Below are 16,856 nucleotides of genomic sequence, written 5' to 3'. Positions count from 1 at the left end.
TAGCATCATGAATCCAGCACTTTGGATCAGTAAAACCGGTCTTGATGCCCAGCAGACCGATATTTCAGTGATATCGAACAACCTGGCAAACGCCAGTACGGTGGGGTTCAAGAAGAGTCGCGCCGTGTTCGAAGATCTCTTGTACCAGACGATTAATCAACCGGGTGGGTTGTCATCCGCGAATACAGAGTTGCCTACCGGCCTGATGCTAGGTGCCGGCGCCAAAGTGACGGCGACACAAAAGACCTTTACGCAAGGTAACTTGCTCAGCACTGATAATTCGATGGACTGGACGATTCAAGGGCGAGGCTTCTTTCAGATCCTATTGCCTGACGGCAATATTGCTTATACCCGTAATGGTCAGTTTACCCTCAACGAAGATGGGCAGATGGTGACTAACGGCGCAGGTTACGAGCTACAACCAGCAATCAACCTGCCACCCGATGCGCAGTCGATGACGGTTTCTGTTGATGGTGAAGTGTCTGTCAGACAACCCGGCAACACCGATAACGTCGTCGTAGGCAACGTTACCATCGTTGATTTTGTCAACCCCAGTGGCTTAGAGCCTATCGGTGAAAATCTCTATTTGGAAACCGGCTCCAGTGGCGCAGCCACCGAAGGCACACCGAGCTTGGATGGCCTAGGTTCTATTCGCCAAGGGGTACTGGAAACTTCCAACGTGAATGTCACCGAAGAGCTAGTTAATTTGATCGAAAGTCAGCGGGTCTACGAGATGAATGCAAAAGTGATCTCGGCCGTTGATCAGATGATGTCATACATCAATCAACAACTTTAGTAACCTGGTGTAGAGCGATGAAAAAACTAATTCCATTATCGGCGCTGTTACTGTCTGCTTGTTCCAGCGTATATCAGGTGCAACCTGATGACCCCTATTACGCGCCGCTGATCCCCGAGATGCCGGAAGAGGGCAACATGGTGCTCACCGGGTCAATGTTTCAGGATGTGACGGCACAGAACCTTTATTCCGATATTAAGGCACGCCGTGTTGGCGATGTGATCACGGTGAATTTAGTTGAGAACACCACGGCGAATAAAGGTGCCAAGAACGAGTTGGATAAGTCCTCGTCGGTGGGCTTGCAGACGCCGGTATTGATGGGAAGCCCGTTCACCATCAATGGAAACGAGCTTAATGCCAGCATTGAAGGTGATAACGAGTTTGAAGGGGAGTCAAAGGTTCGCCAAAACAACTCACTGTTTGGTGCTATTTCGGTCAGTGTTGTACAAGTGCTGTCTAACGGCCATCTGGTGGTACGTGGTGAAAAATGGATCACCATTAACCAAGGTGATGAATATATCCGTTTAACCGGGATTATCCGACCTGAAGACGTGACCGGCGATAATAACGTTGACTCTACCCGTGTGGCTAATGCACGCATTCAATACAGCGGTACCGGCTCTACCCATGACACGCAAACTCCTGGTTGGTTGACTGGCTTCTTCAATAGTCCAATTTGGCCTTTCTAAGGCAGCAGGTAATAGTTATGTGGACGCGACTGATTTTATTGACTGTTTCATTTCTTGTTTGTGGTGTGACGAGCGCCGAACGGATTAAAGATGTCACGACGATCCAAGGTGTTAGGAACAACCAACTGGTTGGTTACGGCCTAGTGGTTGGCTTGACAGGCACCGGCGAACAAGCGCGATACACTGAACAAAGCTTTTCGACTTTGTTATCCAATTTTGGCATTAACCTGCCTCCCGGCACGCGGCCAAAGATTAAAAATGTCGCCGCTGTCGCTATCCATGCAGACCTTCCTGCTTTTACCAAGCCGGGGCAAACCATTGATATTACAGTGAGTTCAATCGGTAGTGCTGAAAGCCTCCGTGGTGGCACCTTGCTACAAACTTTCCTAAAAGGGGTTGATGGTAAAATTTATGCTGTTGCCCAAGGCAACCTCGTGGTCGGTGGTTTTGGCTTTTCCGGTGAGGATGGCTCAAAAGTAATCAGTAATACACCGACCGTCGGACGCATCGCCAACGGAGCGATTGTCGAGCGTGAAGTTCCCAGTATGTTTAGTCAGGGCGATTACCTAACATTTAATTTGAACAATCCCGACTTCTCTACAGCCAAGCGCTTGTCTGATGTGATCAATGATTTAGTTGGCCCTGATACGGCGCGCGCTATCGATGCAACCAGTGTACGGGTTACCGCGCCACGGGATGTTTCTCAGCGTGTCGCGTACTTGGCAACGCTGGAAAACCTTGATTTCGAGCCTGCCGATGAGTCTGCCAAAGTGATCGTCAACTCCCGTACCGGCACTATTGTTATTGGCAAGGATGTGCGCTTACTGCCTGCGGCAATTACTCACGGCGGCATGACCGTTACTATCGCTGAAGGGCAAGATGTCAGCCAACCGGGCGCCTTTTCGGGCGGTGATACCGTGGTAACGCAGGAAAGCTTAATTGATGTGGCTATCGATGATGCGCGTATGTTTGTGTTCAATCCTGGTACGACCCTTGACGATTTAGTGCGGGCTATTAACGCGGTCGGTGCTGCTCCTGCCGACGTCATGGCGATCTTAGAAGCGCTGAAGCAAGCGGGTGCGCTTCGTGGCCAGTTGATCATTATCTAAAGGTGCTGAGATGATCGATGCCGACAGATTTGCCCAAAGCCGCCAGGTTCATGACATCCAAGGTCTTGATAGGCTGCGTCAAAGTGCTCAGCAGAATGAAGAGGAAGCACTGCATGAAGTGGCAAAGCAATTTGAAGGCATGTTCGTACAGATGCTTATTAAGGGGATGCGTCAGGCGACCGAAGCGTTTGAGCTAGACAGCCCATTTAGTAGTAATTACACCAAATTTTATGAACAGATGGGCGATCAACAGATGGCCCAGGATCTGACACAGAGCGGCAGCTTCGGTTTGGCCGAATTGATGGTTCAACAGTTACGACCCGACGGCGATACCGTGCGCCCGGCATCAACGTTGCGAACCGACGGCAGCGATCAGCTGTTTCCCCAAACACAAGCTGTATCTCCAAGTCTGGATCCAATTACAGAGAGTCAGTCTGGCGTGGCCTCCGGCAATAGTTTGCCGCTGGCACCCTATTTACGTTCCGATACACATCAGAAATTGATGGTGGAACAGCAAGCGGCTAGTCAACATAACCCGCTAGATGCAATTAAGGCAAAACTGGCAGCCAGTTCGGTGGCTATTACTGGGGCTGAGCCAATAGCCCAGAGTGACAAATCAGATCCAAATGCTCTCGACAATTCAAGTGATGTGGCTGATCCCAAAGGCTTTTTACAAAGTGTCGACTTTTCGTCGCCGCAAGCTTTTGTTGATTCAGTGATGCCATACGCCAAAAAAGCGGCGGATGCGTTGGGTACATCACCTGCCGTGTTAATCGCGCAAGCGGCACTGGAGACAGGCTGGGGGCAAAAGGCTATCCGCCGTGGTGACGGTAGTAGCAGTAATAATCTATTCAATATTAAGGCCGATCAGCGTTGGCAAGGAGATAGTGTCAGCGTTAATACCCTTGAATATGAACAAGATCTGCCAGTACAACGTCGCGCGGCCTTTCGTGCCTATGACTCTGTTGCTGAAAGTTTCAATGATTTTGTTGATTTCCTTAAAAAATCCTCGCGTTATCAACCTGCTATTGCTGAAGCGAAAGATTCGGCAAACTTCTTGCATAATCTTCAACAAGCTGGATATGCGACGGATCCCCGTTATGCGGATAAGGTCCTGAACGTACTAAAGCAAGTTAATTCTCTGCTTTAACCAAACGGTTTTTTGAAGGAGCGCCATTATGGCTGTCGATCTCTATCAGTTGGGCGTCAGCGGTTTGCTTTCGTCACAGAAGCAACTGTCGACAACCGGTCACAACATTGCCAACGTCAATACGGAAGGGTACTCGCGCCAGCGTGTTATCCAGGATGCGGCTCCTGCGTTGTGGGAGGGGGGCAGCTATTTCGGTACCGGTACTCAGGTTATTGATGTGCAGCGCTCGTTTAACAAGTTTGCTTATCAAGAGTTGGTATTTAACCAGGCACGCCTTTCTGGCGATGAAACCCGTGGTCAAAAGATGAGCGAGTTGGATGAGTTGCTCTCTCGGGTCGGTGCTGGTGTCGGTACTTCCTTAAATGAGCTTTTCTCTGCGGTGAACAGTGTGGTTGATACCCCGAACGACATCGGGGTACGTAATGTGATGCTCTCCAATGCCGATACCGTGGCCTTTAACTTCAACTCCATTCGCGCCACGCTGGAAAACCAGTTGCAGGGGATAAACGAAGACATTGAAGTGGTTGCAGATCGTATCAGCGAAATTGGCGCCCAGATCGCTGTACTTAACCAAGACATTATTTCTGCTGAAGCTAACGGTATTAACAACTCTCCCAATGATCTGCTCGACAAGCGTGATGGCCTGGTCAAAGAGCTGGCGGAATACACGACAACCTCAACGGTCGACAATGGTGATGGCTCAATCACCGTTTTTATCGGCAATGGCCAGACATTGGTGACTCAGGTTAACTCGTTTGAAATCAGTGTCAGAACGGGTAATCCTGATCCACAACAGACCGAGTTGGTGCTGACGAACAATGGTAGCGGAACGGTTCCATTAGACGGCGCACGTATGGGCGGACAGATCGGCGCTATGTTCACTTACCGCGATAACGATCTGCGTAACGCGATTAACGAATTGGGTCTGACCGCCATGGCGGTTGCTGACAGCTTTAACCAGCAGCAGGCACAAGGTTTGGATCTGGATGGCAATATAGGTAACGACCTTTACCGCGATATTAACGATATTGAAGTGGCGCGTTTGCGCATGAAGTACGACAGCAGCAACGCGGGTAACATGGTCGGTAACGTCACCATCAATGATATGAATATGGTGACAGGTGATGACTATGAGGTGGCATATGATCTTGGCACCAATAGTTACACCATCACCAATACCAATACGGGCAGTAACCAAACAGTGGTTAGAGGAGCTGCACCGTTTTCCTTTAGTTTTGAAGGCATCGATTTTAATGAAGAATCTGGTGCGCCAGCTGACGGCGACACCTTTCTTCTGCAGCCTACCGCCAGCGGCGCTGCGGATATCCGGCTGGAGATTGATCAACCAGAACGGATTGCAGCCTCCTCTATAGCTGAAGTCACGGCAAATGAGAAAAATGTCGGTACTGGCTCTGTCAGTATCACCAATACCACGGGGATCGATAATTTTAACGTTGGCGGGTTAGCATTTCCTTATGAGGTGCGTTTTGTAAACGCAGTGCCCGTCCCTGGTGGTACGCAGTACGACGTCGAGATTTATGATAACTCGGGTGCATTGTTTAGCGCATTGCCTGGTGCTTATGATACGACGGCGCAGCCGACAACGATTAATGTTCCCCTCGCGCCGGGTCAAAGCTTCGATATCGAAATTGAAGGTGATCCGGTTGGCCAGCCACCTAACGCGCCCGATACCTTCGCTGTTGAGTATGTCTTTGGCTCAGGTAACAACAAAAACGCTTTGGCGATGGCTGATCTGCAAACAGCAAAAGTGGCGAAAAATGGTCGTTCGACCATGTTCGATAACTTCCAGAGTTTAGTGACCGAAGTGGGCGCTGCCACGCAAACCGCAGAGATTAACTACAACACATCGCTTGCCTTATATACCCAGGCAGAAGAGCGAATGCAGTCTATCTCTGGCGTGAATCTCGATGAAGAAGCGTCAAACCTACTGCGATTTCAACAGAGCTATAACGCAGCAGCCCGGATCATTACGGTGGCAGGTGAGTTGTTTGACACCCTGTTAGCCTCGGCGCGTTAAGGAGCTAATCATGCGTGTCTCAACGTTTCTCTTTTACCAGACCAATACCGTTAACATCACCACTAAGCAGTGGGATGTAAACGAATCTATCCTGCACCTCTCTTCGGGCAAGCGGGTGATTAACGCCTCTGATGATGCGGTGGCAGCAAACTCTATTTTGAATTTTAAGCAGTCAATTACCACGACCGAGCAGTATCAGCGGAATGTGGATTTTGCCAATAACCGGATCAGTGCGGAAGAGACTTCGCTTAAAGCGACAGAAGATATCTTACTGCGGATCAAAGATTTGACGCTGCAGGGTAACAACGGTGCATATACCCAGGAAAACCGCATAGCGATTGCTGAAGAACTTGAAGCGCGATTCGACGAACTACTGGCTTTGGCTAATACCAGAGATGAGGGCGGTAATTACGTTTTTGCCGGCTACCAAACAGAGAATCAACCGTTTAATAAGCAACCTGACGGCACCGTGATCTATCAGGGTGATGATGGTCAGCGACTCACCAGTGTCGGTGATGGGGTAAAGGTGGCGACCAGTGATTCCGGTCAGCAGATTTTCCAACAGGCACCTAACAGTACCGGCGATTTCCGCCCTGAGTATCGTGATGCGACAGGCTTGGTCACCAACACCGGTGGCGTGACAGTCAAAAATGCGTCGGTTGTTGATCGTGGGGTGTATGACACAACGGCATTTCCGCCACCCTATACAGTGAATTTTGTTGACTCAGATGGTGATGGTGAGCCAGAAATCGAAGTATTGGATTCCACACTACCGGTGCCTAATCCTGTACCTGTGTTTGATTCAACGGGGACGCAGGTTTATCCGCCACCACCGGCACCAGCTCCTGCCCCCGCATTTGTGCCCGGAGAAAAATATACCTTTAACGGTGTTGAAATGCAGATCGATGGCGAACCCAATGTGGGTGACTCGCTGACGCTGAACGCCGATGAAGAGGTCGGCATGTTTGAAACGCTCAGAGATGTTATTGAGTGGCTTAAGGTACCGAATGAAGACGGTATTAACCCTGATGACATCAGTAAACAGCAGCGCCAGATTGATATTGGTCACTTGATCGACGACATCGATAGTATCGCAATCCATGTCTCTAGCCGTCGCGGCACCATCGGTGCGCGCTTAAATACGGTCACAACCCAAGAGAACGTGAATGCGGAATACATCTTGACCTTGGAGACGGCAAAGTCGCCTCTGGAGGATCTGGACTACACCACGGCAATCACTGAATTTGAGCGGCAAAAAGTTGCCCTGCAGGCGGCACAAACCGCCTTTACCCAGGTGCAGAATTTGTCACTGTTTAATTTAATCTAATAAAACATGCCTAACATTATGATTTTTAAGGCTTATTAAACTTGGCACACTAAATGCTTTAATAACCTTGACTGAAAAATAGGCAAATTTTTGACAGGCAGACGGATTACTTTAATTGCACCGGATGCTTGAACTAGTTGGAGGCTAAAGATGGCACTTTCAGTACAAACAAATGTTTCATCACTGAACGCGCAGCGTAACTTATCCAAGTCTTCCGACGCACTGGGGACTAACTTCCAGCGGCTCTCCTCTGGTTTGAGAATCAACAGTGCGAAGGATGATGCGGCAGGCTTACAGATTTCAAACCGGTTGACCTCACAGATCAGCGGATTGAATGTAGCGGTTCGTAATGCAAACGATGGCATATCCATGTCACAAACCGCTGAGGGCGCATTGCAGGAAAGTACAAATATCTTGCAACGTATGCGTGACTTGGCAATTCAATCAGCGAACGGTACTTTTTCCGATTCTGATCGGGCAGCACTGCAAGATGAGGTGTCTCAATTACAGGCTGAATTAGATCGTATCGCGGAAACGACGACCTTCGGCGACCGCCCCTTGCTTGATGGCAGCTTTGGTACAGAAAGCTTCCAGGTGGGTGCGCAAGCATTTGAGACCGTAAGTGTTTCGATTAACTCGTTCTTTACTGATGATATGGGGACTCAAAACTATGCGCTGCAAAAGGCAGAAGTTGGTGGGTCCTTTACCTCGATAGGGGCTTCAGTCGGCACAGCGAGTATTGTTAGTGGCTCAGGAACAACCATCGGCTTGGGTGGTATTGGTATTAATACTGCGGCGACGCTGAACCATTCCCTTGGGGATACCGGTTTAACTAACAGTAATAACACGTTGAGCATCGCTGGTCCGTTAGGTGATGGTGTTATTAATGTTAATAAAAATGACAGTGCTTATGATCTGCAACGCAGCATTCAGCAAAATACCTCTAAAACAGGTGTAGATGCAGATGCTAGAACGGTCGTAGCGTTGGATCTGTTTACCGCATCATCAGCGACGTTGACAAACTCAAGCGGTACGATTGATACCGTCGGTGGAGCGCTGTCTGCTACGACTACGGTGACATTTAGTCTGCGTGGTATGAATGATGATCCGACAGCTCAACCACCTACGATTAAAGTGGACTTAGAAAATACAGAAGATCTGTCTTCACTGGCCAATGCTATTAATGCGGTAGCCAATGAAACTGGTATTGGTGCGTCTGTAGCCCCTGATGGTCGTCTGTTATTGGTATCTGAACGAGGTGATACCGTTCAAATTGACGATCTTCAACTTTCCGGAGCTGGATCCACTGTCGGTATCAATGCGGCAACTTATGAGTATGAAGGGGATCTAACTGACAATAGTAATATCCTCTCGTACGGTGAGATTGTGGCAAGAACGGATACGACGATTGGTGGTGCTACGACTGCAACTGACAGTGCTGTTGACTTCGTTGGTACGGTGCGCCTGACTTCTAATGGCGACTACGCCATTGCTGCAAATACTGAAGTTGGCGCAAGTAGCCTTACGTCGGGTATTTTACAGGACGGAGCATTAGGTGGGGCGGATGAGCTAAGTGCGTTAGAAGGCGTTGACACGATCAATGTTTCCACTGCCATTGGTGCACAGGTTGCTATTGATGTGATTGATGGCGCACTTGCTTACATAGATAGTCAGCGTGCGAGTTTGGGTGCGGTACAAAACCGTTTATCAAGCACCATCTCTAACCTAACCAACATTTCTGAAAATGCTTCGGCATCGCGATCAGGTATTCGCGATACCGACTTTGCATTAGAGACATCAGAATTGTCTAAGAACCAGGTGCTTCAGCAGGCCGGTACGTCAGTATTGGCTCAGGCTAACCAGGTGCCACAGGCGGCGCTATCGCTCTTGGGTGGTTAATTCGCGACCTTACTGAGGTTAAAAAGGGACGGCATGCCGTCCCTTTTTTTGTGCGTGGTCAATTTATAAACAGCGCGAAAGCGTCTATACTCCAGTCATAAATGTGACGGAGATCTCTCTATGCAAATCGATTCAGGCGCCGTGGCGTCATTTTCCAGCTTTGAGCCTAACCGGGTGCAACAACCTTCTGTTCCTGATCGCCAACAGATAGCAAGCCAAGAGCCTGGAGTGGCTGAAAACGTGCAAGAGAGTAGGGATACTGCAAGGCAAGTTGCGGTTGGTGTGGCCGAAGTTAATACGCAGCAGCAAACCATAGATACTTATGTCAATGCCTCAACAAGTAGCAGTGATGATGGTGGCTCATCGGTTACGGCGGCAGATGTGCGTGATGCACAGCAAGCGGCAACTGAACGCAGGGCGACAATTGAAGTACTTGATAGGGCACAAAATGGTGAGTTGGGTAACCCTTCAGTCAATCCTTTAGGTCAGTTAATTGATACGACAGTGTGATCAATATCTTAGTTAGATTGTCAAAAGGCGCCTGATGGCGCCTTTTTTGTCAGTTTTTTTAACATTGTTAATATTTTGAAAAATAAGCGGTTTATTTTGTTTTGGTGGTTGATTGAGCAGTTGTTGTGATTTTTTCTTTAAAAAAAACTAAAGCTTCTTTTAGCGGTGCCGTTACTAAGTGTGAACAAACAACATAGTGTTACTTAGCGTCAAGCTAGAGTATGTGGAGAATTTGACATGGCACTTACAATTCAAACAAACGTATCATCGCTAAATGCGCAGCGTAATTTGAATCAATCCAACAGTGCGTTGGGTACAAACTTCGAACGCCTCTCATCTGGCTTGCGCATTAACAGTGCGGCTGATGATGCAGCGGGCTTACAGATTTCAAACCGTCTGACCTCTCAGATTAATGGTTTGAACATCGCAACACGTAACGCAAACGATGCAAACTCACTCTCGCAAACTGCGGAAGGTGCACTGCAAGAAAGTACTAACATTCTGCAGCGTATGCGTGATCTGTCAATCCAGTCTGCTAACGGTACTTTCTCCGATTCAGACCGTGGTGCACTTCAAGAGGAAGTGAACCAGCTGCAAGACGAACTGGATCGTATCGCCGATACGACTACCTTTGGTGACCGTAAGTTGCTTGATGGCAGTTTCGGTACAGAAAGCTTCCAGGTCGGTGCGCAAGCATTTGAAACAGTAGCTGTATCAATTAACTCTTTCCAGACAGAGTCAATGGGTGCGCAAACCTATGAGTTGCTGAAAACCGAAGTCGGTGGCAGCTTCACTGGCGTAGCTGTTTCAGAAGGTACGGCGTCAGTTGTTACCGGTTCTGCTTCGGCGATTGGTTTAGGTGGTATCGGTGTAAGCACGGCAGCGACTGCTGATGCGACATTCGGTGGTACGGCACTGACTAACAGTGCGAATACACTTAATGTTTCTGGTGAGCTGGGTTCTGCTACCATCAACGTCGACGGTTCCGCATCTGCTGGCGATATCGCTAAGTCGATCAATGACCAAAGCCAGGCAACAGGTGTGAATGCTGATGCCCGTACTGTTGTTGCATTGGACTTCTATAGCGCAGGCGGTTCTTTCGCTGCGAACTCATCAGGCACTATCAATACCTTTGGTGGCGCGTTGACTGGGACTGCAACGCTGACCTTCTCGCTGCGTGGAGCAAATGATGATCTGGCAACGGCGCCAACCATCAAAGTTGACATTACCAACACAGAAGATCTTTCATCTTTGGCGAATGCGATTAACGCTGTTGCTGATGAAACCGGTGTTGGTGCCAATGTAGGTGATGACGGTCGTCTGGTACTGACTAGTGAAGGCGGTGATACCATTCAGATAGACAACCTTCAGCTCACAGGCGTGGGTAGTACTGTTGGTATTGATGCGGCAACGTATGAGTTCTCTGGTGATACAGATGACACTGCTAATATTGCTTCTTATGCTAACTTGGTTGCCACTACAGGCTCTACCATCGCTGACGCAGCGGCCGTAGGTGACAGTGCTGCAGACTTTGTTGGTACAATTCGCCTGACTGCGAATGGTGACTTCAATGTTCAAGCGAATACTCAAGCGGGCGCAAGTGCTTTGTCTACTACCATTCTGCAGAACGCTTCGCTGGGTGCCGGGGCAGAGCTAAGCCAGCTGGATTCTGTTGATAATATTGATATCAGCACAGCGATTGGCGCACAGGAAGCGGTATCGGTGATTGATGGTGCATTGTCTTACATCGATAGTCAGCGTGCATCACTCGGTGCGGTTCAGAACCGTCTTGATAGCACTATCTCAAACCTGAGCAACATTAGTGAGAATGCTTCAAACTCACGTTCAGGTATCCGTGATACTGACTTCGCAGAAGAGACGTCAGAGCTGTCGAAGAACCAGGTGTTGACTCAGGCTGCAACCTCAGTGTTAGCGCAGGCTAACCAGTTGCCACAGGCCGCATTGAGTCTTCTTGGCTAACGGAGCTAGACTTAGTGGGTAAATGACAACGGCAGGGAAGATCTAATCTTCCTTGCCGTTTACCCATTTCAGGTAAGTAAGTTTTGGAGGAGTTTTTATGAGCGTCGATGCAATACAAGCACAAGCAACATCAAATCCTCAGTTGCGCACTCAGCCTGAAGCGGTCACTCCTGTACAAACTGAAACCGCCACGGAAAGCCAGGTAAAGCCTGAACAGGTGCAGCCGAGTGAGCAAATACAGGAACAGGCTCAACAGCTGAAACAAGAGCAAGAAATTGATCGCCAACGATTAGAAGAGATGGCGCGAAACCTGCAAGAGTTTGTGCAGTCATTTAATAAATCACTGACGTTCAGTGTCGATGATGCGTCAGGCAGGGATGTTATCAGTGTTAAGGACAAGGTTAGCGGTGATTTGTTGCGGCAAATTCCTTCCGAGGAGATGCTGAAACTTGCCGTTAGATTATCTGAGTCCAACAGTTTGTTTTTAAAAACTGAAGTCTAGCTAAGTATAGAGAGTAAATTATGGCTGACCTTCCAACGATTAGCGTACCCGGTATCGGTTCCGGTCTCGATGTAAATGGCATCGTGCAGGGGCTTATTGATGTGCGCAAGGTACCTATCACGGAACGAAATGATGCCAAAATTGATTCTTTTAGCAATCAGATATCTGCAATTGGCTCACTGCGGAGTGCACTGAGTGATTGGCAGAAATCTTTATTTGAGTTGAAACTAGATAACAGTTTCAACCAACGCTTAGTTACCTATGGCAATGAAGCAGCGGAAGAAAAGTTTACCGTTACCGGTGACTCTACTGCTTCTGAAGGCAGTTACGATATTGAGGTAATGCAGACGGCACAGGCTCACAAGTTGACCTCAGATTTTGCGATCGGTGAATTTGAGGCCGTGGGTGAAGGCACCATGGATATCACCGTAGGCAGTGAGACCTACAGTATTGAAGTGAGTGCATCTGACACACTCAACGATGTTAAAAATAAAATTAACGATATCGCTGGTGCCAGTATGAGCGCGTCAATTGTAAAGACCGACACCGGCGTGCATTTGTCGTTAGCGAGTAAAGAGACTGGCGAAGCAAATGCGATAGAAATCGCAGTCACTGACGTTGATGGTGTTGCTGATGCCAACGGTCTATCCCGATTGCAGTACGATGCCAATTACAGTGCGGATATGCAGGAAGTTCAGCTCGCTCAGGATGCCAAGATCAAGGTGGATGGCTTTCTTGAAATTAGCTCTGCAACCAATAAGTTTGAAAACGCTATCGACGGCGTCACTATTTCAGTAAAAGAAGCTCACCCTCCAGGTGAGAGTGATAACTTTAATTTGTCGCTGGATAAAGAGAGCACAAAAGAAAAGATTCAAACATTCGTCGATACATATAATCAGGTTTTGTCTGTTGTTGATAATTTGACCTTTGTTAATCGTGATGGCTCGGGTAACAAAGTTGAAGACAGTAATAGCGAAGACAACAATACCGCGTTAACAGACGAACAGATTGCGGCGCAGAAAGCTGAACGCGAGAAGGGTACGTTAGCCACTGATTCAACGGTTAGAACCATGATGAATCAGATCCGAGCAACCATGGCCGATGCGGTTAAGACTTCGGATGGCAGCGCAACCTCGTTATCTGTTCTCGGGTTGGAAACTCAATCTGATGGCAGTTTGAAAATTGATGAGGGTAAGCTTGATAAAGCACTCAATGAAAATTTTGATCAAATCAGCGAAGTGTTTTCAGGTTATGACACGCTGGATGTCGATGGAAATGTCATCTCCTCAACGCCAGGTGTAGCCGACAAACTGAATGATCTTGTGCGAGAGTATGAGAAGTTTGGTGGCATATTGCAGACTAAATCCAGCTCCTTTTCTGACTCGGTAGATAAAATCAATACTGAGCAAGATAAGTTTGATGAAATGATAGGGCGCTATGAAGCGCAGCTTTACAACCAGTTCTTATATCTAGATAAGATATCTGCACAATTAGACTCCGTCAGCTCTTTCTTGGAACAGCAGTTAAGCAACCTTCCTGGCGTAGTGAAAGATAAGAAATAAGTTTTACTCCACACTTCTTTCAAAGGGCACCCAAGTGGTGCCTTTTTTGCATTAAGCTCTTAGTAGACAAGATTTTGACATTGCGCGCAGCCAGTTTGATGGGGCGTGGTACTCGGAGCCTACTGTATGGCAACTCAGATCGATAAAAATGGATTGAATATCTTACGTCAGGTATTGAATCTAACCTTCAATAAGAACCTACAGTTTTTGCAAGAGCGCTTTCCTCATATTGCTGCTCGTTTTAAAGAGCATAAACCGAAAAGCATGGGGCTGGAGATGGATCCCCTTGGCAGGCTGAATATCTGCGGAGCGGAAGGGTTTATCTATGACGGTGATCCGAAAGAGATCTGCGCTAAACAAGCGAAAGATTACTTTGACCGCCCAGTCACAGGAATATATCGACTCAGCCAAACAGGCTGGGAAGCTTCAATGAAGTTGTTCCGTCATGCCAATCTATTGAAAGAGCTGGTTGAACTCGGTGAAGAACACTCTAAAGAAGCCGTCGCATTGGGTGAGCGGGATCCCTACCATTGGTTTCCTTTCTTTACCGTGCTGGGGGTAGGTATTGGGTATCACTTGGAAACCATTCTTGCCCACGCAGAAAAGATAGGTCACCTGTTTATCTATGAGCCTAACGATGATCTGTTTTTTGCTTCGCTACATGTATTTGATTATCGGCAGTTGTTTGAAGCGTTCACTAAGCAGAATAAAGGCATCACCCTGTTGGTTGGCTGCGAACAGGAAGAGTTTATTCATACTGTACAAAAAGTGATGTTTAAAATTGGTATCTTTAAGTCATGCGTGTTACCGATTTATCGACATTATGACAGTAAAACCGCGGATGAAAGTTTAAAGCGCTTCTTTGATAACCTCAGTAATTTTTATGCTGGCTTTGGCTTCTTTGAAGATGAAGTTATCTCCACGCGTCATACCATGAAAAACATGGCGGGCGGTTGCAATCTCATGGCTGATAGCCCTTCAGGGCATGAATTCGATCGCCCCGTATTTATTTGTGCAAATGGCCCCTCTATCGATTATTCCCTCGATTATATTCGAGAGCATCGCGACGATATTATTTTGGTCTCTTGTGGTACCGCGTTAAAAACATTACATAATGCGGGAATTAAGCCTCACATCCATATTGAGATTGAACGGGTTGAATATTTAGCCGACTGGGTTCGGGAGGTCGATCCTTCAGGTGAGTTCGTTGGGGATATTCACTTAGTGGGGATGAATACTCTATCACCCGGTGTGGTTGAGCAGTTTAAAGAAGCGACCCTTTTCTGGAAACCGAATGATGTCGGCACAGAGCTGGCTCGCGTCACGTTGATGAAGGATTTTCATCAATATCTGCATCTCTTCAACTCCAATCCAACCGTATCGAATGCTGCGATGGCATTGGCTATCCACTTTAAGGCGCCTCAAGTCTATCTATTTGGTGTTGATGTGGGGTACGTGGATCCGAAATACCACCACTCTAAAGACAGCGCATATTATGGTGAGTTTAAAGGCGCATTTGAGAAAGGTTCTTCCGGGAGTCATAAGCCGGTGCCCGGTAACTTCCGCGAAAAGGTTTCGACCAGTGCGGTATTTGACTGGTGCCGTCATGTGCTTGAGTTGGTGATCCGTATTAAGGGTGAAGGAACCGAGGTGTTTAATACTGCAGACGGTGCACGTATAGAAGGTACCACCCCCTGTCGTATTGAAGATATTGAGTTGCCAGCACCTAAGAGCGAGCCTTTTGATCCTGATGCATGGATCGCAGCAGCGAGGGTTAAGAAGCCGGTGACGTTTGAGATCTTGTACGACAACTTCAAACAGCGTCAGCGTACTATCAGGAAGCTACTTAAGTTTCTGACTGACGAGCGGGTGCAGGAGATCGATTGGGCAACGAATGATGTCTTTGAGCTGTTCCAAAGAAACCATCTCGAACTTCGTAAGCATATTGGTGGTCAGGACAACCCTGCGGTGCGAATGATCGAGGGCAGTGTGACCTACCTGCAGATCACCATTTTGGGCTATCTCCACATGATGCCTAACGCTGAGATTCGGGCGCGATTTGTAACCGCAGCGATGAAGATCTTTCATCAGTACTTCAAGGAGATGAAGGGGATTTTCAAGGGGTTGGAGCAAGAGCTGAAAGAACTGGAAGAGAGCCGAAAGTAATAACTGCTGTCATTGTAATTTAAGCAAAAGGCGACAATCAGTCGCCTTTTGTTTTTGTGGTGTTAGGTTAATAACTCCCAACTGACCGGAGTGCCCCTTGTGATATCTTTTGCCGCTTTTTTTCCAATAACGTCATCATAAAACTTTGGCGCAAGCCCCTGGCCTGGTCGTATCCTGCGCACATGCTGCGGCGTGATCGTTTCTCCTGCCAAGGCATCTTTAACAAAAAAGAGCGAGCGTCTAAAAGTCAGATTAGCTTCTTCTACAGGCTTCCTCTCGTAGCCAGCTTTGCCTATGGCTTGCCACGCAATTTTCGTCTCCTGGCATAAGGTTTTGAGCTCTTCTGGCTCTAGCGAAAAAGAGGAGTCTGGACCTTTATCTGCGCGGCTGAGAGTAAAGTGCTTTTCTATCAGGTTTGCTCCTAAGGCAATAGATGCCACGGCAACCGTCGTGCCCAGAGTATGATCTGATAACCCTGTCAGTACGTTGAAGCGAGCGGCCAGATCAGGGATTGTACTTAAATGACTTTGCTCGGCTGGCACCGGGTAGCCACTGATACAGTGCAGTAGAATAATGTCACTGCAGCCATTCTCTTTTGCCGTTGTGACGGCTTCTTCTATCTCCGATAAATTCGCCATTCCAGTGGAGATGATCATCGGTTTACCCGTCTCTGCTACGCGTTTGATTAGCGGCAGATCGACAGCTTCAAAGGATGCAATCTTGTAAGCAGGGGCATTGAGCGATTCCAGTAAGTCGACAGCGGTTTCATCAAATGGGCTACTGAAGCAGGTGATCCCCAGTTCATGGGCTTTGTCGAAGATAGCCTGATGCCATTCATAGGGCGTATGTGCTTCTTGGTAAAGTTGATATAGAGAATAGCCATCCCAGAGGCCGCCCTTAATTTTAAAATTGGGCTTATCACAATCAATGGTCATGGTATCGGCTGTATAAGTTTGGATCTTTATCGCATCGGCACCAGCAGCCTTCGCCGCTTCAATATGCTTGAGTGCACGTGACAGATCGCCATTATGGTTGGCTGACAGTTCCGCGATAATATAAGGCGGATGTTCAGGACCGATCGGTCTGCCATCGATGATGACTGCTTTGTTTGGCTTTTCCATGGCGCTA

The 16,856-nt window shown here is 47.9% G+C and carries 13 protein-coding genes; 12 read left to right on the top strand and 1 reads right to left on the bottom strand.

What is annotated here, in order from left to right; translation table 11 throughout:
* The first annotated feature begins 7 nt into the window (after positions 1-7).
* The 12 genes from flgG (at position 8) to EXY25_RS17885 (ending at position 15,728) form a co-directional block, all read left to right on the top strand.
* Positions 8-796: a flagellar basal-body rod protein FlgG gene (gene flgG / locus EXY25_RS17940; protein ID WP_114339782.1), complete on the top strand. Its 789-nt coding sequence runs from the start codon at positions 8-10 to the stop codon at positions 794-796.
* 17 nt (positions 797-813) lie between these two features.
* Entirely contained in the window at positions 814-1,485 is a 672-nt protein-coding gene (gene flgH / locus EXY25_RS17935) for a flagellar basal body L-ring protein FlgH (protein ID WP_114339781.1), read from the top strand.
* Between the two features lie 17 nt (positions 1,486-1,502).
* On the top strand, positions 1,503-2,594 hold the full coding sequence (locus tag EXY25_RS17930; RefSeq protein ID WP_114339780.1) for a flagellar basal body P-ring protein FlgI: 1,092 nt from the start codon (positions 1,503-1,505) through the stop codon (positions 2,592-2,594).
* Between the two features lie 10 nt (positions 2,595-2,604).
* Entirely contained in the window at positions 2,605-3,744 is a 1,140-nt protein-coding gene (flgJ, locus tag EXY25_RS17925; protein ID WP_130567898.1) for a flagellar assembly peptidoglycan hydrolase FlgJ, read from the top strand.
* A 28-nt stretch (positions 3,745-3,772) separates the two neighbouring features.
* Complete coding sequence (gene flgK, locus EXY25_RS17920) at positions 3,773-5,782, top strand: flagellar hook-associated protein FlgK (RefSeq protein ID WP_130567897.1); 2,010 nt, start codon at positions 3,773-3,775, stop codon at positions 5,780-5,782.
* A 10-nt stretch (positions 5,783-5,792) separates the two neighbouring features.
* Positions 5,793-7,109 (top strand): flagellar hook-associated protein FlgL, encoded by a 1,317-nt coding sequence (flgL, locus tag EXY25_RS17915; RefSeq protein WP_130567896.1) that lies wholly within the window; start codon positions 5,793-5,795, stop codon positions 7,107-7,109.
* A 150-nt stretch (positions 7,110-7,259) separates the two neighbouring features.
* On the top strand, positions 7,260-9,008 hold the full coding sequence (locus EXY25_RS17910; protein WP_114339776.1) for a flagellin: 1,749 nt from the start codon (positions 7,260-7,262) through the stop codon (positions 9,006-9,008).
* Between the two features lie 120 nt (positions 9,009-9,128).
* The gene (locus EXY25_RS17905) at positions 9,129-9,518 is read left to right on the top strand and encodes a hypothetical protein (protein WP_114339775.1); all 390 of its coding nucleotides are present in this window, start codon (positions 9,129-9,131) and stop codon (positions 9,516-9,518) included.
* Between the two features lie 237 nt (positions 9,519-9,755).
* Entirely contained in the window at positions 9,756-11,498 is a 1,743-nt protein-coding gene (locus EXY25_RS17900) for a flagellin N-terminal helical domain-containing protein (protein WP_130567895.1), read from the top strand.
* A 97-nt stretch (positions 11,499-11,595) separates the two neighbouring features.
* Positions 11,596-12,000 (top strand): flagellar protein FlaG, encoded by a 405-nt coding sequence (locus tag EXY25_RS17895; protein WP_114339773.1) that lies wholly within the window; start codon positions 11,596-11,598, stop codon positions 11,998-12,000.
* A gap of 20 nt (positions 12,001-12,020) precedes the next feature.
* On the top strand, positions 12,021-13,562 hold the full coding sequence (gene fliD / locus EXY25_RS17890) for a flagellar filament capping protein FliD (RefSeq protein ID WP_114339772.1): 1,542 nt from the start codon (positions 12,021-12,023) through the stop codon (positions 13,560-13,562).
* A 126-nt stretch (positions 13,563-13,688) separates the two neighbouring features.
* Positions 13,689-15,728, top strand: coding sequence for a motility associated factor glycosyltransferase family protein (locus EXY25_RS17885; RefSeq protein ID WP_130567894.1), 2,040 nt, complete (start codon positions 13,689-13,691; stop codon positions 15,726-15,728).
* Between the two features lie 62 nt (positions 15,729-15,790).
* Here EXY25_RS17885 and pseI read toward each other — a convergent pair whose 3' ends face one another.
* Positions 15,791-16,849, bottom strand: coding sequence for a pseudaminic acid synthase (gene pseI / locus EXY25_RS17880; RefSeq protein WP_130567893.1), 1,059 nt, complete (start codon positions 16,847-16,849; stop codon positions 15,791-15,793).
* Positions 16,850-16,856 lie beyond the last annotated feature (7 nt).

Source organism: Corallincola spongiicola, assembly GCF_004284785.1.
Taxonomy (GTDB): domain Bacteria; phylum Pseudomonadota; class Gammaproteobacteria; order Enterobacterales; family Neiellaceae; genus Corallincola; species Corallincola holothuriorum.
The sequence above is the reverse complement of the archived record's forward strand: the minus strand, read 5'-3'. Positions and strand labels throughout refer to the sequence as shown.